Consider the following 21,149-nt stretch of genomic DNA (forward strand, 5'->3'; position numbering starts at 1 on the left):
GTTAGTATTTCCTCATTTTGATTAAATATTATGTCCTATTAAAGTAAAGCGTTGATATATTATGTCTTAAAGTGACTTTACATAAATATTCTTAGATAAATCCCTTAATTGATTTATATCTAATATATATATTTTTTTATCATCGCGTTTTATAATTAATTTTGATTCCATTTCTTTAAATGTCCTATTTAAATGTCTATATGTAGTACCTAAAAATTCTGCAATTTCTATATATGATGAGTTTAAAACTATATAATTTTTATCTTTTAAATTTTCAAGTAAATAGCTAGCTAATCTATTAATAAGTGGATATATAAAATTATATGAACTATTATTAATAGTTCCATAAAGTTTATCACTTAAAGAATCTACTAAATGATGTAATAGTCTTGTATTATTAAAAAACTTTTCTTTTATTACAGCGGAAGGTATTGCTACCATAAAAGTATCCTCTACAGCATCAATACTGCAAACTATAGGAATATCTTTTAAAAGTTCTAAATCTCCTATTGTATTATAATCCTTATAAAACTTTAAAATCATTGATTTACCATTCTCAAAGGGATAATGAACCTTAATTTTTCCATCCACAAAAAAATAATAATATTTAAGTTTTTCACCAGATTCTAATATATGCTCTCCTTCTTCATAAAAATGAAGTTGTGCATACTCCAATATCTCTTCATCAAGTATGCTTTCTATATTATGTTTTTTTATATAATTACTTAATAAACTACTCTCCAAAATTCTTTTCATAAATCCCCCTGGCATGACAAATGTCATGTTCTAACTTTTATAAATATATTATTTTATTTATATAATCTTGTAAAGAAATATAAAAATTTGAATAAATATAAGAAATTATCTTATTAAAATGTTATTCTTATATTAAATAAAAATTTAATTATTTATATAAACTAGGGGGATATATTATGAAATACGAAGTTATATTATTTGACGCAGATGAAACATTATTTGATTTTAAAAAATCTGAAAAAGAAGCTTTTAAGAATTCAATGATTCAGTTTGGATTTAATTATGATGAAAATTATCATTTAAAAATGTATCAAGAAATAAATACAGCTATCTGGAAAGAATTTGAGGAAGGACTTATTACACAAGCCAAACTAAAAATAGACAGATTCAAAAGATTATCTGATAGACTAGAAGTTAGCTTTGATGCTGAAGAGTTTGCAAAAGCATATATGGAGCATTTAGCTAATGGATCATTTTTATACGAAGGCAGTATAGAGCTTTTAGAAGATTTACATAAATCACACAAACTTTCAATAGTAACTAATGGACTTACTGCTGTTCAAGATAAAAGAATAAGAAAATCTACTGTAGCAAAATATTTTGATGCTGTAGTAATATCAGAAGAAATATTAATATCAAAGCCAAACCCAGAAATATTTGAACACACGCTAAAAACTATAGGTTATTCTGATAAAACTAAAGTTTTAATGGTAGGAGATAGCTTAACTTCAGATATACAAGGGGGAATAAACTTTGGTATAGATACATGTTGGTACAACCCTAAGAAGCTTGAAAATAAGACTTCGATAAAACCTACTTATGAGGTTTCTAATTTTGATGAGCTTAAAAAATTATTACTTAATTCATAAATAATAACAAAAGGTATAGAGCTAAATTTAACTCTATACCTTTTAGATATATATCACTACTTTCTATTAATTACAAAAAAGACACTAACTAAAATTAGTGCCTTTTAAATTACATAACCTTTTTATTTTTTAAACTTTATGATTAAAACTCTCTTGCTGTTGCTTGAGCTTTTTTAATTGCATTTTCAACAATTGCTTCTACATCTTCACCTATAACATCTACCTTGTCTGCTGATATTGTAGTAAAATCAGTTATTCCAAAGAAAGCAAAGATTGTTCTTAAATATCTATCGCCCATCTCAAACATTGCGGCTGGTCCTTCTGAGTATTCTCCACCTCTAGAAACAATATGCACTGCTTTTTTTCCTTCACATAAACCTACTGGTCCATTTGCAGTATATTTAAATGTAATTCCTGTAACACTTACATAGTCGATATACGCCTTTAATATTGCTGGTATATTTAAATTCCACATTGGTGCAGCTACAACATACTTATCTGCTTCAGCAAATTGATATGCATATTTTAAAATTGGATGATTTCTACTTTCATCATTTTTAGGTCCAAAAACAGCAGCTAAATCTTCACCCTTTAAGAAATCTATATTTTCTTCATATAAATCTAAAGTTACTATTTCATCTTCTGGATTTTGTAACTTATATTCTTCTATAAACTTATCAGAAACTTTAAATGTTCTTGATTGCCCTTCTGGTTTTACATTTGCTTTTATATATAATACTTTACTCATTTTTATATTCCTCACTTTAAATTAAATTTTTTTAAAAAGTCTATATTAATCTTACTACTTTTCTTTATTAAAAAGTACAGCTATTATTAAGTATCTCTTCAAAATTTTCTCTATAGTAGTATAATATAGTTAAAATAAATTTTTATCAAGAAGGCACTTTTTTGTCACATAGTTACCAAAAAGTCACCTATATGAATGTGAGGTATCTAAAATGATTGAAATATTAAATACGCATGATGAATGTTATATGAAAGATAAATGTGCTAAATATACAAAATGTCCCATGGTTTTAGTTCAAGATATAATATCTGGTAAGTGGAAAATACTAATTTTATGGTATCTAAGTTATAGTACTCTTAGATTTAGCGATCTTCAAAAAAAACTACCTACTGTTTCCCAAAAGGTACTTTCAAGACAATTAAAAAGTATGGAAGAAGATAATATTATAAATAGAAAGGTATATCCTGTTGTTCCACCTAAAGTTGAATACAGCTTGACAGATACAGGAAGAAAATTGATTCCACTCTTAGAAATGATGCATAAGTTTGGAGCTGAATATCTAGAAGAATCATTCGAAGCTTAAAGTAAAACTATATATAATTGTGTGTAATTGAATTTTTAGTTTATTAAATATTACTGGAAACCTTGATTCCCAGTAATATTTCTTTATTTATAAGCAAAGCTTACATATTTTTTCACCTTAAAAATTCGTCCTATAAATTATATAGTATATTATTTCAAACTTACCAATTAATCAAAAATAGTTTGCCAATTTTCATCTTCTGCTGCTAAAAAACACATCTTTATTTGTTCCTCATTATTCTTTTCTTCAGCTAATTTAGGTAATTCATCTAAGGCGAAATATCTACTTTCAGATGTTTCAATATTAGGCTTAAATTCTCCTCCAACTAAATTACATAAAACGAAAACCTTACATATTCCATAAGCATACCTTGGTGTATTATGCTTATTTCTATCTTGAACTGCTATTATTCTATCTGGAATAACATCAAGTCCAGCTTCTTCTTTAACCTCTTTAGCTGTATTTGAATAAATTGATTGGTTAACATCAACCCATCCACCAGGCAATGACCACTTGCCACTTTCTGTCTCTCTAACTAATAATATTTTATTTTCCTTAAAGATAGCCGCCCTAGTATCTAACTTTGGAGTTTGAAATCCAGTTTCATTACAAAATAAATCTTTTACCTTCTCAATGTTTAATTCACTTTGTGCAGAAACAATTTCCGCTGATATTTCACGAATTCTTTCAAATCTTTCTAAATCATAAGGATCCTTTGAATAAGTTAATCCAATCTGAGCTAATTGCTGCAACTCAACCGCCCAATCTAACCATTTCATATTAGATTCCTTCTTAACAATTAATAAGTCTAAAATTTCCTTAGGATTACTAAGCTTATAAGTAGCTGTTAACTTATCAGCATCATTTGCCCCCCATAAAGCTAATATAGAATCAACACCTGCATTTTTAGCACACTGCATATCATAAATTGAATCACCAATATATACAGTATCCTCTCTTCTGGCATCGGCAAGCTCTAAATACTTCTCCATAGGCTCTCCATCCGGTTTATGTTTTATAGTGTCATCAGCACGAATAACCACATCAAAATATGAATCTAATCCAAATCTTATAAAATCACCTTCATATTCTTTTCTGGTTTTAGATGTTATAATTCCTAAATTTATATTATTAGACTTTAACTCTTGTATTACTTGTCTTATACCATCAAAAAGAGTAACTTCATTAAGATATTTATTATAATTATTATCCCACTTTTCTAATATATCTTCTCTACTTTCTATATTTAGAATTTTTAATGCATCTTTTCCCGGTATGCCTAAAGCAAATTTTAACTCATCTAATTCTTTTTCTATTCCTACCTCTGTAATAAGTGTTTCCTGGAAAGACTTTAACACTGCCTTTTCAGAATTTATTAAAGTTCCATCAATATCAAATACAACATGTGAATATCTCATATACCCCTCCAATTATTTATATTTAATTTATTAATTCACTAGCCATCATGCTTAATCCAAATTCATAATCCTCTTTAAATTCATCTGATAATATAATTTTTGCCATTGCTTCTTCTGGAATTCTAACTTTACAATAATTCTTTATATCTTCTAACTTGCCCTTTATATAAACATTATTATATAAGACTATTAAGTTTGGATTTATTAAAGATACATATGATTGAATTACCTTTCCGTAATATTCAACAATATCACTTTCTCCAAATCCTTCTTTAGCATACTTAATATTATCATCACATATAGGAAGGTAATGAAGTTCACCAGCAAAGTTAGATTTCCCTTTCAATACTTTCCCATTTATAATCATACTAGCTCCCATTCCATTATCACCAATATATATATTTACTACTACTTCAATATCATTGCTACTGTGCCTATCCCAGTAACCCCTAACAGCAACATTCATATCATTTTCAATAATTACCGGAATACCATACTTTTCTTCAAAACGCTCAGTAATATTTATCCCTTGTAATTCTTTATATTCTATATGAGACATAATTTTACCGTTATTAACATTACTCGCTACCCCAATAACTATACTAGCTAATTGAGAATAAGATGATTTTATTGAATATATTATTTCATCCATCTCTTCTAATATTCTATCTTTACAATTTAAGTTCCCAGAAGCTATTTTATTTCTACAAAAATCACTTACTATCCAATTTAATTTATTTCCTTCTAAATATAATAATAAAGAAACTACATACATTGGATTTAAACTATATTTTTTTGCACATCTTCCTCCAATAGAATCTTCTACTCCAACCTCATTTACTTCATTTTTATAAATTAAATGCTCTATTACGGTACTAACTGTTGGAAAACTTAAACCTGTATACTTAGCTATATCACTTTTAGTTATAGACTCATGTTCACTTAAAGTCTTAAGAACACTTTTTATATTTATACTTTTTATAGTTCCTGAGTTTGCCATATACTTTTAACTCCTTTTTTCACTTATTAAAATACTTTTTAAAACTATTTTAATAAGTATATTGAAACATCTTATCCAACTAATGTCAATAATAAAATAGGATGTTCTAAAAAGAACATCCTTATATTACACTATTTATTTTTTTAACATTATTATTGTCTATATCCACTTCCAGCTCCAGTTAAAGCCTTTATTTGATGAAGATTAAGACTTCTATTAGCACTATTTAGTAATTGATTTATTTTATGACTTTTATGATTATAAGTCTCAGTTATATTATTGCTGATATTATTTATTATATTAACTATATTACTATGTTTATAGCCATTTCCTGCACCAGTTTGTGCTTTTATTTCATGAAGATTTACATTACTTCTTCTATTTGTTACTACATCACATATTCTCTCACTCTTATCAGTAGTAGTAACTACAGGAGTAGTATCACCAACTGAACTGTTATATCCATTTCCAACACCAGTCATAGCCTTTATTTCATGTAAGTTTAATCCTCTTCCATTCTCGTTAATAACCTCATAAATCTTTTTTATCTTATTGTTTTCCATTATAAATTCCTCCTAAAATATAAAACTTTTTTTATCAATTAATTCTGCTTCATTTCAAATTTCTTTTATACTACTATATACAAAAGTTATTTTTTCTTTAGGGACCTTTTAACTGAAAATCAAAATTTTAATTTTGCAATTTGAAGTTACTCCTACGAATTTACATAAGTAGCGAGTTTCCTTTTCAAAGCAAAAATTTTATTTTTCAACTTTAAATTACCCTTAATAACTTTGTCACTAATAAATACAATAATTAATTATCCTTTAGGTACCTTTTTAAATAAAAACATAAATTTTATATTAAAAAAATATTTTTTTTAATATATAACTTGTTAATTTTATAAGACATCTTTCATATAATAACTCTGTATTATAGTCCGTAAATTTAGGAGGCAAATAATGTATAAAATTGAAGTTGAAGAATTAGGAGAAGAAAAGGTCAGTCTTTGTGAAACTATAAAACATCTTTCTTATCATGACTTATATAATTTAATAAATCCTTATTTAAACATTGAACATCTATCCTTCTCTATTAGAAACAATTGCCCAGATGGTCGTGAATGGGGCTTCATATATGCAGGTAAAGAGCCTGTTGGCAAAATTAAAATAACTAAACTATTTGAGTAAAAACCAAAAGCCTACCCCATAAAGATAAAACTTTGGTGGCAGGCTTAATTAATCCCATCCTCTAACATTAACTTAAAGTCTTCCCAGCTTACAAACTTTCCGCCCATACTTTCTAAATGATTAGTATGCATTTGACAATCTAAAAATATATATTCTTCTTCTTCAAGTCTTTTGCAGATACTTATTAACGCTACTTTAGATGCATTAGTTTCAATTGAAAACATGCTTTCACCAAAGAAACACTTTCCAATCTTTACTCCATAAAGACCACCAATAAGCTTTTCATCTCTATATACCTCAACACTTGATGCAAAGCCTTTTTTAAATAAGTTTATATAAGCCTCCATCATATCATTATTTATCCAAGTACCCTCTTTATTTTCTCTAAGCTCTTTGCAATTTCTTATTACACCCTCGAAATCATTATCAAATGTAACTTTAAATTTACCACTATTAAATACTCGCTTCATAGATTTTGATATCTTAACCTCATTAGGTTTTATAATAAATCTTGGCTTTGGACACCACCATAATATTGGATCACCATCACTATACCAAGGAAAAATCCCATTACAGTACGCTAATAATAATCTTTCAAAACTTAAATCTCCACCTACTGCTAATAATCCATCCTCTTCTGCTAATTCTGGATTAGGAAATATTATCTCATCAGGGAGTTGATATATAGGCATAACTTATTCCCCTCTCTATCTTAGATATAAATCTTATTAATACTACTAAAATTCATAATATTACTTATTAATAAATATTTCAATTATAAAACAGCTCTTATTAAAGTTAATCATATTATTAGTGCTGATATTCAGCTAATACTTTTATCATTCACTGATGATTAAGAGTAAAACTTGTTTATTTTTGTAAAAACACCTATTATTAGTAATATAATTTAAATTTATATATAAAGAAAAAATACATTAAATCTGCAGCTAATAAAATGGAGGTTTTTTATGCAAAATATGAGATATTATTATGATTTTTCAGGTCAAAAATTCGGCTATCCTTTAAGCCTAAGTATTAACAGCTTTAGTCGACAGGTATTTTCTCGTCATAGTAGCCTAGAAATAACCTACGTTTTAAAGGGAGAATATGAAGTTATTACAGAAAATTTCTCTTATACAATTAAAGAACATGAACTAGTAATCATTGCTCCAAATGATATTCATATAATTCGCCCAAATTCTAAAGAAGAGAATGTAATTTTAACTATACATATTGATTTCTCCCTGTTTCCACCAGCAATGATAGGAGAAATAAAACATTCCTACGAATCGATTGTTTGCACTGATAAGAATAATCTAAAGTTATTGAAAAAATTAAAACTTCAAATAGGTAAATTAATCGGGGTTCTATTACGTGGTAACAACAATTTATTTGAATTAAATACAATAATGATGGAAGTCATTTATATAACTTCTAATCATATGGAGTATCCTATTGAACGCTTACCTCTTCAGTCCATTCATAGAGAAAACTATATGAAAGCTATTCAATATATAGATAGCCATTATCAAGAGGATCTACGTTTAACAGATGTAGCAGATACACTTATGTTCAGCGTTTCTTATACTTCCAAGCTCTTTAAGCAATATACAGGCATTCCATTTATAAAATATGTTGCTCTAGTAAGAATTCGTGAATCCATAGAACCTTTGTTAGAAGGAAAAAAATCCATTGAGCAAATTGCTGCTGATTGTGGTATGCCAAATTCTAAAGCCTATACTACAGCATTCAAAGAACTCTATGGAATTGTTCCTAGCCATTATCGTAAAAAGTTTGTTAATAACTTGAAATTTAATGAAGATAAAAAAGACCAGCTAATGTCTATAGATTATAACCAAAGGAAGCTTCTTGAACATTTGTTAGAAGCATCAGAAAATATCCTTTATGAAAATGCTGGTATAAAAATCAAAATGGAAGAAGGACATATTCTTTGCTCCATTCAAACAGATAAAGATGTAAAAAGCACTATAACTCACTATAATGATGAAATTATTGTAGATATTGCTAAAGTTTAAAATAAAGTCGCTTAAAATCCACCTTGTGACTTTCTATTATAAGTCATTTTTTACTTTAATCTTATCTCCTTTTGTCCTTAATCTTCAAATATGAGGATATATTTTAACCCTTAACATCAAGCTATGACAAGGATACCAGTTGAATAATATGGTAATATCAAGAAAAAGGAGATGAGGATATGAAAAAATATAATCATTTATTTTCACCTATTAAAATTGGTGAAACTACAGTTAAAAATCGTATTTTTATGCCACCAATATCTACAAACCTAGCAGATAAAGGTTATGTAACAGATACTTTAGTGGAACATTACGCTGCAAGAGCAAAAGGTGGCGTTGGCCTTATTGTAACTGAAGTAACTACTGTTGAACCTATTTACACATATTTACCTGGAGATATGTCCATAAGTGATGATTCTTATATTCCTGGTTGGAGAAAGTTAACAGATGCTGTGCATAAGTATGGTGCCAAAATACTTCCTCAATTATTCCATCCTGCTTATATGGCATTCCCTATTCCGGGAACACCTCGTTTAATTGCTCCATCAAATGTTGGACCTGCCTATGCAAAGGAAGCTCCAAGACCAGTAACCATACCTGAATTAAAGGTTATTATCAAGCAGTTTGGTGAAGCAGCCTTAAGAGTTAAAACAGCTGGAGGAGATGGTGTTGAAATCCATGCTGCACATGCTCACGGTCTACTAGGAGGTTTTTTATCTCCTCTATATAATAAAAGAACTGACGAATATGGCGGTGATATCAATGGCCGTTTGAAATTAACGCTAGAAGTTATTGAAGAAGTTCGTAAAACATGTGGAAAAGATTTTATCATTGATGTAAGAATTTCTGGTGATGAATACTGTGATGGAGGCTTAAATCTTAACGATGGAATATACATTGCTAAACAGTTAGAGAAAGCCGGCGCTGATATGATTCATGTATCTGGAGGAACCACTATCATGCGTGGCAGTTCAATACCTGCACCTGGTACAAAACAAGGTTCTCATGCTAAATTATCAGAAGAAATCAAGAAACATACTTCAATCCCAATAGCTACTGTTGGCCGAATTACAGAGCCTTGGATTGCTGATGAATTAATTGCTAATGGTAAAGCAGATATCTGCATGATTGGAAGAGCTAATTTATGCGATTCCGAATTTGCTAATAAAGCTGAACAAGGTATGGATGCGGATATACGTCCATGTATTGGATGTCTTCGCTGCCTAAACGGTATAATGTTTGGAAATCGTGTAGCTTGTACAATCAATCCTTCTCTTGAAATTGAAAATGAGGATACTATTAAATTATCTGACACAAAGAAAAAAATTCTTGTTATTGGTGGTGGACCTGCTGGTATGGAAGCAGCCTATGTTGCAAAAAAACGAGGTCATCATGTAGTACTTTGTGATCAAAATGAAGAGCTAGGTGGGCTTATGCGTATAGCCTCTGTTCCTATTGCTAAGCAAGATCTTTCAAAGGTTACACAATACATGGTTAGAAAGCTCAAAGAAGCTGGAGTTGAGATCCGTTTAAATTGTAAAGTTGATAAAGAGCTATTACAAAATGAATTCAAAGATTATGAGGTCATTATAAGCAATGGTGCTTCACCTATTGTTATCCAACCATTTACAGCCTTTAAACATTGGGCAACTGCCGATGATATTCTAGGTGGTAAAGCCTTCCCTGGCCGTAAAATAGTTATTATTGGAGGTGGTTCTGTAGGATGTGAAACTGCAGATTACCTAGCACCTCTAGTTTATGATCGTCTTCCTAGAAACAGAAAAGTCACCGTAATTGAGATGGCTCCAGAAATTATTGCAACAGAAACAGGAGCAGGTAGAAGTTTACTTGTACAACGCATGATGAATAAGGGCATAGAGCTAATCTGTAGCGCCAAGGTTGAAAAAGTAGAAGAAGATAAGATCTACTACAGCAAAGACGGTGAAATTCACTGCATAGCTGATGCCGATACCCTTATCTTTGCCGTAGGCTACCGCACAGATAATGCACTAGCTGATACATTAAAGGAACTTCAAATGACTTATCACACTATAGGCGACGCGAACAATGTTGGAACAATAAAAGATGCTATTCATGCTGGATATGATATTGCTAAAGAATTGTAAACTAATCCTACATTCTAGCCAGAGGATGGTAACGAGCTTAGTAACAAGCGCTCTCAAAACCCTACGCGTGTGTACGTGTATGAGAGTATCTTATATGCATATAATTTATATTTCATATTATAACTCTTGTTACCTTGTTACCAATCCCACTGTAATGTACTTATAGACTCATTATTGGTGGTAACAAGAATAGTAACGAGCTCAATTCTTGTTATCGCTCGTTAGCATTTTCCATATTAATTCTTGATTTTTAAACTTTTCTGCCACTTCTCATAACCTGATTACGAAGCTTGTTCCCTAGCTTGTTCCCTAGCTCGTTCTCTATCCTATCCCTTTCAATACAAATTGGAATTTATAAATTAGCTTCCACTTGATAACAATCATCAATCAGAATATAATTACAGTTATATTTTTCGCACATATCCAGATAGTAAGCGTTATCTTCAAGCGTAGAATCTATTGTACACCATGAGTCATCAATGCGCTTCTCAATTACATTGGCGTAATTCTTTATATCCGAAAAGTGATTTTCAATATATTTTCTGCTCATCACAAGACAATAATATTGAATCTCTTTCAAATATTCATCATCAAAACACTCCTTCCAATCAAACGGAATGTAATAGCCTTCTACCACAAGATTTTGTTTGTTCTCGATTGCTGTCTTTATCATTTCTTTAACAATCGGCCATAGTTAAGGGATGGTATTGGATATGCTTGAATTAATTATAAAGAGCTTTGTTGTTATTTATATAATTAGATTGGTTTTAAAACATAATCTTTTGGTTCATTATTTAAAGTCCTCCCTATAAATTGAAATTTATAATGAAACATTAATTTAAACCCATTATTTTTTAGAACTTAAATATTAATAAATCTCAATTCTTTTTCAGCTTCTAATTTAGATTCATAAAATACAACTTCATTGTATGGTTTAAGATTATTTTTCCAATTTTCAGTTCTTTCTAAAAACTCTTTCCCGCTATTTGCAATTAAAAAACACTCTTTATTTTTATTGATATAGCATATTGGTAAATCACTTTGTAAATCTGTAAATGAACCAACAGTTCCAATTAAACCACCTTCGCTATCTGTTGCGAAAACATCTACTTGAGGAACTGTATAAAATGATAATTTAGGAATATAACCATCAAAAATAAAATGTATATCATAATCATCAGCATATTGTTGATAAGTTTCATTTTTATCATTTAAATCCATATGATAAACAGTAATACCTGATTTAATAACTTCCGTATCTTTTATACCTATACATATAGCTGGACAATTTTCTCTTTTTGTTACATCTAAATATACTTTATTCACTTTCCCTCCATAAATATCTAATTTGTCTTTCACTTTAAATATATTACTTAACTTATTATAACATATTTTATAAATTTAACTTTACTTATGATACGGTATTTTCAGCTATAAAAATAGCCTTAAGCAAGTTATATCAATGCCTAAGACTACAAATATCATTTATTTATGATACGGTTCGCTTTTGTTTATTCTAAAACTCTTCCTCACTGGAAACAATAATCGGTAACGATCTCATTTATTGTTACCACCTGATACCATTTACCCCCTTAATTATTAATATTCTCATCTCCTTACCTATCATAACCTGATTACGAAGCTTGTTCTTTCTCTTCTTCCTTTCTAACAAAGGCTCTTTGTTTATTATAAATAGGAAACTTCTTAATTCCTGTCTTATTTCTGCTATAAGCTTCCCAACCTTCTATCTTGGACATTATAGATGTTATCTCATAGGAGTCTGACTTTTTTAGGCTTGCAGCATCTCTCCAAAAGCATTCACACCAAATCTCCATAGAGCAAACATCTTTTCTTTGTTCAGTTTCAACTTTGACTTCACCAAAGTTACCTCCATTAAGAAAGTTTCTTCTTTCATGTATATTCATATCTTTCCAATCGATTGGAAGTGGTTTTTCTAGATATTCTCTAACTAAACCTTCTCTATCATCACTTTCCATAGCTTCGCTTTGTTCTTTAGTAGCTATTTTTAGTAAATCTCCTTTTAGGTATAGTTCTTCTCCTTCTCTATAAATATATAAAGCTTCTGCCCATATTTGATTTATTTCTTCATTTTTCAAATCCCAAGGGGATTTTAAGGCTTTATCTTGTTCCACTGTCACAGGCCAGAACCTACGATTACCAGTAACATCTCTTAAAAAGCCTCCTTTATTATTGGTAGTACCTACAATAATACATTGTCTTGGATGGCTTTCTAGATTTATTCCATAGCTTGCCCTATATTTATCGTCAGCTCTTGTTATAAATGATTTAACATTTTCGACTTCTTCCTTTCTCATTCTAGCTAACACTCCAATCTCCATGATCCAAAAGCCTTATAATTTTTCTGCTGAAGTTTTATCTTTAATATCTTCTAAAGTTTTACATTTATTTTTTATATTTTTTTAAACAAAAAAATTACTGAAAATCAAAATTCTCAGTAATTCTTAATAAACCTAAAAAGTTATTTATATTAAAGTATCTCTTATTTAATTTCAGTTCCGTCTCACTAACCTCTTATTTTTGTTCTCTACCTTTGAAAAAATCATCTATCTTTACTGGTCCTTCTAGTACTTCTCTTTCTACATACAAGCTTCTATCTTGTCTTGTCATCATACTCCATTTAACTAAACTAATTTCCCCTTTTTCAATCTCTATTGATGTAATGCATCTTGGATGAACGCAACTTCCGTCATTGAAATACATTGGCTCTCCAACTTTAGGGAAACTAGGTCTATGTGTATGACCTGCTATCAACATTTTATCTTCATCCTCTGTCCACTTCATTAACCTTTTCTCAATTTTGTTCTTTTTATTATAGTTTTTGCCAGCTCTTGTAGGATCCCTAATCCCCCAAAGCTCTAATACTCTCCAAAAATATCTTACTAAGAACCTTCCTAACCTCCAAGCGCTATCATTAATAAAATCTCCTTGATTTCCATGAGTAAGAAAAATTCTATTGCCATTATCTTCATCTTCTAAAATTAATCCTTCATAAACCTTCATTGAAGGAAAAAGAGGACAAACCTCTTTTCTAGTCTCACAGTAATACTCTGTACAATTCCGACTAAATAATCTTTCGTTTTTCTTTTCTTTATCATGATTTCCATAAAGCATATATAACCTATTTTCATTATAAAATTCAGCCATCAACCAAAAGGCATTACTATGGAGTTGAATAATCTCCTTCATATTTCTATTTTCCCAAAGTTCATCACCATCACCTAATTCAATATAGGTAAATCCTCCTTCATAATAGTAATTTAACGCTGCCCAAAAAAGATGTTGATTAGCTAAAAAATTATCTCCCCAATTTCCAATCCCTCTATGACAATCGCTCATCATAACAAACTTAGAATTTAAATCATAAGGAATAACTGTTGCTTCCTCATAAGCTTTTGATAGAGTTTTTATTCTATTCATACTATTCCCCTACCCCTTTAAAGATTTTTGTATATCTTCATAAAGCTTCTCTATTTTTTTACTTCTATTGCTATTAGCAATAAGTCTAAATAATATAGGATAATAAATTCGTAAGAAATCAATCTTGTCAATTGTACGTGTAAAATCTTTAGTTACCAAATTAAATAAATTACAATAAAATCTATTGAGTATTTGAATAAATGCTACTATCAATTTATTGTATTTCTGTGGCTGCTTGGTTTTAGGGCTTTTGAAAACTATCTTTACCATTCTACCATCTATAGTAACATCATTAGCCTTATATCCGGCATAATCAAGACCGCTAATAAAAGCTTTTTGCATATTCCAATATGGGAAAGTGATTTGAATCTCTAAAGATAATTGCTCTGGTTTAGAGAATACTCCTACATCAAATCCTGTTAACCACCAGTGCTTTTCTCCTCTTTTAATTATTTTCTTTCCATTCTTCTTTAAAATATATTGCATTTGTAAAAGTTCATAATCAGATACGCTATCATAGAAAGTCCCTGTGAAAACACCTGGTATATCAATATCCTCCTTGTCCGTTACATATACCCCAACTTCACCACCAGTTGTCATACCATATTGGCCTTTCCAAAACTCAATAAGCCACCTTCTCCCATCATACTGAAAATAAATTGGTTCACAATCTATAATCATATTTAATGAGGGAGCTAATTCATCATAAAGTTTACAGTATCCAAGCTTTCTCTGCGGTGGGTACATGCTTGAATAAACAATATCTTTCTCTACATCGAATAAAAAACCATATAAATTTAATGCTTCATTTATATCTTTTAACTTTTGTTCATCAGTTCTTTCCTTTACTTTTTCTATTGCTAATTTTCTGCGTTTCCACCACCAACGTAGAAGTAATACTATTGCCGAAATTACCATACAAATTACTAATATAAGTGATTGATCCATATGATATATCACCTCTTTATATAAATGTATTTTTACAATATTTTATTCCTCCGTAACATTATTGGTGATATAATTTCCTTATTGTAGCCAGTTTAAATAATGAAACTATACTAGCAGAAATCAAAAAAGCCAAGATATTTATTTAAACATCTTGACTTAGCCCCTGGCATTACATTCCCCATTATTCGGGATAAGTAATACTAATGATTATTTTCATTATATCTTTAGTAAATTATATTAAATATAATAATTGATTTATTAATTAGTTTATTTTAAGTTTTTAAATATGACTTCAAAACATGTCCCTTGAGGGATATTATCTTTTACCCTAATTATCCCTCCATGCTTTTCAATTATATTTTTTACAATAGTAAGACCGAGGCCACTACCAGCAATATCTCTACTTCTTGATTCATCTACTCGAAATAATGGCTGAAAAATTCTCTCTTTCATTTCATCTGGAATTCCTATTCCTGTATCAGAAACTCTTAAAATAATAGTATTATCCTTTTGTAATATTTCAACTTCAATTTTTCCATCTTTATTATTATATTTAATTGCATTTTCTATTAAATTATAAATAGCTTGCTGTAACAATCCATCGTTACCATTCACTACAGTATTATTACCTTTTAATGATATATCTATATTATTCCTAATTGCTTCATCTTCTAGTTCATATAGCACTTCCTCAACTATCTCCTTAATATTAACCTGCTGTGACATATCCACGACTTGTTCATTTGTAAAATTAAGTAGACCCTTCACTATTCCAGAAAGTCGTACTGTATTTTCTTCAATTGTAGCTAAAAACTCATCATATTCTTCCATAGAGCGCTTTTTCATCTTAAATACATCTATCTTTGTCTGAATAACTGCCAAAGGCGTTCGAAGCTCGTGAGCGGCATTAGCAGAAAAGTTTTTCTGAAGTATATATGAATTATGAAGTTTAGAAGTCATAGTGTTAAAAGATTGGGTTAACTGATCTATCTCATTCCCTGTATTTTGTAATTCTATATTAACATTTAAGTTATTTATATTAATCTTATTAATCTCATCATTCAACTTCTCAAGGGGCTTTAATGCTTTACTTGAAAAATAATAAGTCATATATGATCCAGCTACTATTAAAATAAACATAACTGTAATATTATTAATACGAAAAGTTTTTGTTGCCGCTTCTGTAGATTGTGTAGTGCTAGCTGCAGCATAGCTATTAGTTGGTTCTTGTATATACTGAGAATCCCCAGGTAAGAGACTATTTATACTATTTGTTATAACGCTTGCTGAATAAATTGCTGTCATAGTTAATAATATACACATAGAAGTTAATATCACAATAGATGTAAATGTCAGCTTTATACGAAGTGACATCTTTTTATTTTTCATTCCACTTCTCCTCTCTGAGTATATAGCCTTTGCCAATAATATTCTGGATAGGATCAAAGCAGAGTTTTGCTTTTAATTTCCTGCGTAATGATGAAATATGCATCCGCACAGAATTAGAAAATTCATCTACATTTCCATCCCATACATGATTTAGCAATTCCTGTCCTGTAACAACAATACCTTTATTTAAAATAAGATATTCAAGTAAAGCTGTCTCCTTATTTGTAAGCGGAATATGTGTATTCCCAACCAAAGCACTCCTTGATAGAGTATCAAAGCTTAATTCTCCGCAATGAATTATAGTATCTTCTTGAATAGTTTTACGTCTTAGCAAAGAACGTACACGGGCATCAAGCTCTGCAAAATGAAAAGGCTTTGTTAAATAATCATTTGCACCTAAATCAAGACCTCTAACTTTATCCTCTACGTTTCCACGTGCTGTTAAAATAATTATATTTACCTTTTTATTCACTTCTCTAACTCTCTTTAAAACCTCTAACCCATCTAATTTAGGAAGATTTAAGTCTAATATAATCATATCGTAATCTTCAGTAAAAGCTTTTTCTTCCGCAGACTCACCATCAAAGCAAGTATCTACCGCATAACCATTAATCTTAAAACCTTCTGCAAGAGAATCACAAAGAGTTCTCTCATCCTCCACAATTAAAATCCGCATTTTTTCACCCCATATTAATGTAAAAGTTATAAAATATAATGTCTATTCTCTTAGTATACCATCTTCTAAATATACAATTCTTTTACCAGCCCTTGCTACATTAATATCGTGACTTATTTGAACAATTGTGTTTCCAGCTTCATTTAGCTCCCTGAAAAGTTCTAATATTTCTTTTCCTGTTTTTGAGTCAAGGGCACCAGTAGGCTCATCGGCTAAAAGTATTTCCGGCTTTGTTACAAGAGCTCGTGCTATTGCTACTCTTTGCTGTTGACCACCTGAAAGTTCATTGGGTTTATGGTGAATTCTATCCCATAAGCCTACCATCTTTATATTTTCCTCCGCTACATCAATTGCCTCTTTCCTTGTCATTCCCCTAATTAATAAGGGCATCAATACATTTTGCAATACATTATATTGAGGTATTAGATGATACTTTTGAAAAATAAAACCAATCTTTTCATTTCTTATTCTAGCCAACTCATTATCACTACATAGGTGTACTTCTTTATCTCCAATAGAATAGGTACCACTATCCATAGTATCCATACATCCAATTATATTCATAAGTGTAGATTTTCCTGAGCCTGAAGCTCCGAGAATAGTAACAAATTCACCATCTTCAACATTAAGATTTACATCTTTAAGGACGTGTAATTTATTTTCTCCCATAACATAGAACTTATTTATATCTTTTAATGTAATCATATCTAGTCCATAATTGTAACGTCAGCAACAACGCCACTTTCCTTATTTGCAAGAATCATGATAACAGAGCCTTTTTTCAATGAAGATATTTTTCCTTCTTGACCAAGACCTTCAGTAATTTTTGCCCCTGCTGGTATAGTAAAGCTCTTAGTTTCACCTGTGTATTCCATCTCTATTCTATCTTTTGCTCCACCTTGATCTTCATTATTTCCATCAGCTAAAGTAGCTTCACTTGACGTAGTCATAGCCATCGAACCATCTATCATATCATCATTATTTTGAGAATCTTGTCCTTCTAAATTTTCATATGGGTCTTTGGCAATGCTAACTTCAATCTCATTCCCTGCAACAGATGATATCTTTCAATAATAAAGTTCATAGTCCTCCATATTAGTTATATTACTATTTTCTGGATCATTGTTCATAGGCGCCTCTTTTTGTTTACTTCCACAGCCTGTTATAAAAAATGTCATTAAAATACTAAGTGTAATTGATAAAAATTTCTTCATAACTATCTTCCTTTCCTAACTACCAATTAAAATTAAATTTTATCTAATATCTATTTACTATAATTCTTATTTAATTAAAGGAATTTCCTATTCATAACTAAGGGCTTCTACTGGTCTTAACTGTGAAGCCTTATACGCAGGATAAAATCCAAATACTGTACTTGTTAAAACTGCAAATATAAATGCAATTACCTTCCCTTCTATAGATTGAGCTATCGGTAAATCTGTATATACCATAAAGTTCATTGCACCAAGACTGAGAATTATCCCAACAGCTCCACCAAATACTCCAATCGAAACTGATTCCAGTAAAAACTGTAACATTATATCTTTGCTTGTACTTCCTAAGGCCTTTAACACTCCAATCTCCTTAGTTCGTTCCTTTATAGTAACAAATAGCACATTCATTATACCTATACCACCAACTATCAATACTATAGTAGCTACAGAAACCAGCAATAATTTCATAGTACGCGCTGATTGTGTTGCAGCATCTATTCTGCTACCTGCATCTTCAACTATATATAAATCGCTATCATTCAAATAATAATCAAGTGTACTCTCTATCTCCTTCATTGCAAGTTTCACCATATTAAGTTTTTTTGCTTTTCCAACAATTTGAGGTATTACCATATCATCTAATATTTTATTTTCCTTCACTGTTGTATATGGTATATATATGCTATTATCATGATTCATACCTTGAAGACCATCTTCATTACGCTGAAGAACTCCAATAATTTCATATCTATCTTCACCGATTTTTATCTTTTGCCCAAGAGCATCTGCCTCACTTGTAAAATATTTCTCTACTATACCATTTCCTATTACAGCTACATTAGTGCCTTCTTCTAAATCATCAATGGAAAAGTCAGAGCCCATAGAAAAAAGTAAATTTGAAACATCTGCATACCCCTCTGTAACTCCTACAATAGATAGATACTCTTTCTGCCTTCCAATACCTACCTCTTTAGTTGTTTCAGCCCGCAAATATATATCACTTAATGCTGTACTTTCTTCTTTAATCTGATTTAAATTTTCCTCTGTAAGTCGTTCAATCTTTGTAAAATCAAACTCTCCACCCATTGCTGCATAATTTAAATTTACATATATAGTGTCTGCAGATAATCCTGAAAATTGTGCTGCTGCCTGCTGCTCAGCTCCTTGTCCTATAGCAATAACAAGAACAATTGTCATAGTCCCAACAATAATTCCAAGGGAGGTTAATATTACCTTGAATTTGTTTTGCATCATATTTATCCATACCATGCGTAATAGTTCAATACTCTTCATTGCTATCCCTCACTTATTACAACATCCTTATCATTTAGACCACTTAGTATTTCACTAATACGTCCATCTGAAAACCCTGTTGTAATTTCTCGTTCTTCAACTTTCCCCTCTGCATTTCTCACCTTTACGAATTGCTTATTATCCTTTAACTTTATAGCTTTATTAGATAAAGTTAAAATATCTTTTTTCTGTTTTATAATGATAGTTGCCGATGCTCCCATACCTTCTAATAACTCAGCATCATTTTCATCTACAGTTACCCTAACTTCAAGTTTTTTATTCTCATCTTGTACATAAGAACGTGATTCAACCTTTCCAGTAAATGTATCTTCAGGGTATGCATCCACATAGAAACTAACTTCTTGCCCCTCAGAAATATCAATAACATCTATTGAATCTACAAATAAAGTAAGGGCCGGCTTTGTCATATCACCTATTTCTACAACTGGCTTAGCTGTTGAAATTGTTTCTCCTGGTAAATATGGTGTGCTTAATACTACCCCATCAAGAGTTGCCTCAAGTTTTGGTGAAGCTATTAAGCTATTGACCTCTTCAAGCTCTTTGTTTATTTTATCAAAGCTATTCTGTGCACTTTCTAAAGCACCTTGAAGACTTTTTATCTGAGATTCATTTTGTCTTTTTAATAACTCTATATCTTCATTCTCTTTTGCTACTTCTCTGTCTCTCTCTGTCTCTAGTCCTGATAAAGCTGATTTTTCTATATCAAGGTCCGATTTCAGCTTATTACTTTCTTCTTGATACGCTGATATCTCTTCGTTTATTTTATCTATTCTCGTAGTATTATTTTCATTTTGTGCCTCAGATTCTAGTTTTTCTTTCTCCTGTTTTAAGGTTACTATCTTATCTTCTATTGAAGAAATCTTATTATTAAGATTATCAATTAATCCTTTTATTTCACTTGTTTTGCTGTTATATACTGCTTCGCTATTTCCTCTGATATCTTTAACCTTTTTATCTGCCTCTACTTCAAAAAGCTCTTTATCACTTTTTGCTTTGCTTAAGACATTTTGAGCCTCTTTAAGTCTATCCTTAATTTCTGACTGCTTGTCCTCTAAATCTTTCATTGACAATTCAGCTAAAATATCTCCTTTTTTTACTGCATCTCCGACCTTAACATAATATTTACCGAATACAGCAACCTCTTTAAATGTCTGTTCTTCTCTCTTTAGTTTTATTACACCTGATCCATCAATTCCAACTGTAATATCACCTATGCTTGCAACATATTCTCTTTCTCTTACTAAATCTCCTTCTTTTGATGCTGTATCTTTCTTAATAAAAAAGAATCCTACCATAGCTAAACTTACTACAATAGCTATTAATATCACTATACTCTTCTTTTTATTTGTAATGTTAATCATAATTCGATACCATATCCTCCCCAATATATAAAAATAGATGTCGTCTGAGAAATCTCCTCATT

23 protein-coding genes are annotated in these 21,149 nt (G+C 30.2%); 5 read left to right on the forward strand and 18 right to left on the reverse strand.

Annotated features, from left to right (window positions below):
- Positions 1–66: 66 nt before the first annotated feature.
- Positions 67–756, reverse strand: coding sequence for a Crp/Fnr family transcriptional regulator (locus tag H8S20_RS07755; RefSeq protein WP_186859738.1), 690 nt, complete (start codon positions 754–756; stop codon positions 67–69).
- Between the two features lie 176 nt (positions 757–932).
- On the opposite strand from H8S20_RS07755, the gene yjjG reads away from it, so the two are divergent.
- Positions 933–1,625 carry a pyrimidine 5'-nucleotidase gene (gene yjjG, locus H8S20_RS07760; RefSeq protein WP_186859739.1) on the forward strand — a complete coding sequence of 231 codons (693 nt, stop codon included), beginning with the start codon at positions 933–935 and terminating at the stop codon, positions 1,623–1,625.
- A 142-nt stretch (positions 1,626–1,767) separates the two neighbouring features.
- Here yjjG and H8S20_RS07765 read toward each other — a convergent pair whose 3' ends face one another.
- Positions 1,768–2,373, reverse strand: a complete 606-nt coding sequence (locus tag H8S20_RS07765) for an FMN-dependent NADH-azoreductase (RefSeq protein WP_032117383.1) — start codon at positions 2,371–2,373, stop codon at positions 1,768–1,770.
- Positions 2,374–2,584: 211 nt separating this feature from the next.
- Between H8S20_RS07765 and H8S20_RS07770 the strand changes: the two genes are divergently transcribed.
- A complete protein-coding gene (locus tag H8S20_RS07770; RefSeq protein ID WP_081921670.1) occupies positions 2,585–2,956 on the forward strand; it encodes a winged helix-turn-helix transcriptional regulator in 372 nt (123 codons plus the stop codon).
- Between the two features lie 167 nt (positions 2,957–3,123).
- Here the strand turns inward: H8S20_RS07770 and H8S20_RS07775 are convergent, their stop codons facing one another.
- From H8S20_RS07775 to H8S20_RS07785, 3 genes are all read right to left on the reverse strand, one after another.
- On the reverse strand, positions 3,124–4,374 hold the full coding sequence (locus H8S20_RS07775; RefSeq protein WP_186859740.1) for an NUDIX hydrolase: 1,251 nt from the start codon (positions 4,372–4,374) through the stop codon (positions 3,124–3,126).
- Positions 4,375–4,396: 22 nt separating this feature from the next.
- Positions 4,397–5,374 carry an ROK family transcriptional regulator gene (locus tag H8S20_RS07780; protein WP_186859741.1) on the reverse strand — a complete coding sequence of 326 codons (978 nt, stop codon included), beginning with the start codon at positions 5,372–5,374 and terminating at the stop codon, positions 4,397–4,399.
- 152 nt (positions 5,375–5,526) lie between these two features.
- Positions 5,527–5,937: a hypothetical protein gene (locus tag H8S20_RS07785; protein ID WP_186859742.1), complete on the reverse strand. Its 411-nt coding sequence runs from the start codon at positions 5,935–5,937 to the stop codon at positions 5,527–5,529.
- Positions 5,938–6,336: 399 nt separating this feature from the next.
- Between H8S20_RS07785 and H8S20_RS07790 the strand changes: the two genes are divergently transcribed.
- Positions 6,337–6,564, forward strand: coding sequence for a hypothetical protein (locus H8S20_RS07790; RefSeq protein WP_032117379.1), 228 nt, complete (start codon positions 6,337–6,339; stop codon positions 6,562–6,564).
- Between the two features lie 44 nt (positions 6,565–6,608).
- Here H8S20_RS07790 and aat read toward each other — a convergent pair whose 3' ends face one another.
- On the reverse strand, positions 6,609–7,256 hold the full coding sequence (gene aat / locus H8S20_RS07795; RefSeq protein ID WP_186859743.1) for a leucyl/phenylalanyl-tRNA--protein transferase: 648 nt from the start codon (positions 7,254–7,256) through the stop codon (positions 6,609–6,611).
- A 276-nt stretch (positions 7,257–7,532) separates the two neighbouring features.
- Between aat and H8S20_RS07800 the strand changes: the two genes are divergently transcribed.
- Positions 7,533–8,600, forward strand: a complete 1,068-nt coding sequence (locus H8S20_RS07800) for a helix-turn-helix transcriptional regulator (RefSeq protein ID WP_186859744.1) — start codon at positions 7,533–7,535, stop codon at positions 8,598–8,600.
- Between the two features lie 179 nt (positions 8,601–8,779).
- Positions 8,780–10,726, forward strand: a complete 1,947-nt coding sequence (locus H8S20_RS07805; protein ID WP_186859745.1) for an oxidoreductase — start codon at positions 8,780–8,782, stop codon at positions 10,724–10,726.
- A gap of 352 nt (positions 10,727–11,078) precedes the next feature.
- On the opposite strand, the gene H8S20_RS07810 is transcribed toward H8S20_RS07805, so the two are convergent.
- The 12 genes from H8S20_RS07810 to H8S20_RS07865 all read right to left on the reverse strand — a co-directional run bounded on the left by H8S20_RS07810 (position 11,079) and on the right by H8S20_RS07865 (position 21,087).
- Positions 11,079–11,399: a hypothetical protein gene (locus H8S20_RS07810; RefSeq protein ID WP_366455850.1), complete on the reverse strand. Its 321-nt coding sequence runs from the start codon at positions 11,397–11,399 to the stop codon at positions 11,079–11,081.
- A 188-nt stretch (positions 11,400–11,587) separates the two neighbouring features.
- Entirely contained in the window at positions 11,588–12,052 is a 465-nt protein-coding gene (locus tag H8S20_RS07815; protein WP_186859746.1) for a hypothetical protein, read from the reverse strand.
- A 308-nt stretch (positions 12,053–12,360) separates the two neighbouring features.
- Entirely contained in the window at positions 12,361–13,086 is a 726-nt protein-coding gene (locus H8S20_RS07820; RefSeq protein WP_186859747.1) for a VapE domain-containing protein, read from the reverse strand.
- 193 nt (positions 13,087–13,279) lie between these two features.
- Entirely contained in the window at positions 13,280–14,185 is a 906-nt protein-coding gene (locus tag H8S20_RS07825) for a metallophosphoesterase (RefSeq protein WP_186859748.1), read from the reverse strand.
- Between the two features lie 9 nt (positions 14,186–14,194).
- Positions 14,195–15,133, reverse strand: a complete 939-nt coding sequence (locus H8S20_RS07830; protein WP_186859749.1) for a DUF4474 domain-containing protein — start codon at positions 15,131–15,133, stop codon at positions 14,195–14,197.
- A gap of 267 nt (positions 15,134–15,400) precedes the next feature.
- Positions 15,401–16,522: a sensor histidine kinase gene (locus H8S20_RS07835; RefSeq protein ID WP_186859750.1), complete on the reverse strand. Its 1,122-nt coding sequence runs from the start codon at positions 16,520–16,522 to the stop codon at positions 15,401–15,403.
- A complete protein-coding gene (locus tag H8S20_RS07840; RefSeq protein WP_186859751.1) occupies positions 16,512–17,198 on the reverse strand; it encodes a response regulator transcription factor in 687 nt (228 codons plus the stop codon). Before H8S20_RS07840 ends, H8S20_RS07835 begins: the two co-directional genes overlap by 11 nt.
- 42 nt (positions 17,199–17,240) lie before the next feature.
- Positions 17,241–17,903: an ABC transporter ATP-binding protein gene (locus H8S20_RS07845; protein ID WP_186859752.1), complete on the reverse strand. Its 663-nt coding sequence runs from the start codon at positions 17,901–17,903 to the stop codon at positions 17,241–17,243.
- Positions 17,904–17,905: 2 nt separating this feature from the next.
- Entirely contained in the window at positions 17,906–18,169 is a 264-nt protein-coding gene (locus H8S20_RS07850; RefSeq protein ID WP_186859753.1) for a hypothetical protein, read from the reverse strand.
- 96 nt (positions 18,170–18,265) lie between these two features.
- On the reverse strand, positions 18,266–18,412 hold the full coding sequence (locus H8S20_RS07855; protein ID WP_186859754.1) for a hypothetical protein: 147 nt from the start codon (positions 18,410–18,412) through the stop codon (positions 18,266–18,268).
- 87 nt (positions 18,413–18,499) lie between these two features.
- Positions 18,500–19,705 (reverse strand): ABC transporter permease, encoded by a 1,206-nt coding sequence (locus tag H8S20_RS07860; protein WP_186859755.1) that lies wholly within the window; start codon positions 19,703–19,705, stop codon positions 18,500–18,502.
- 2 nt (positions 19,706–19,707) lie between these two features.
- On the reverse strand, positions 19,708–21,087 hold the full coding sequence (locus H8S20_RS07865; protein WP_186859756.1) for a permuted SH3 domain-containing protein: 1,380 nt from the start codon (positions 21,085–21,087) through the stop codon (positions 19,708–19,710).
- Positions 21,088–21,149 lie beyond the last annotated feature (62 nt).

Source organism: Clostridium hominis, assembly GCF_014287825.1.
Taxonomy (GTDB): domain Bacteria; phylum Bacillota; class Clostridia; order Clostridiales; family Clostridiaceae; genus Clostridium; species Clostridium hominis.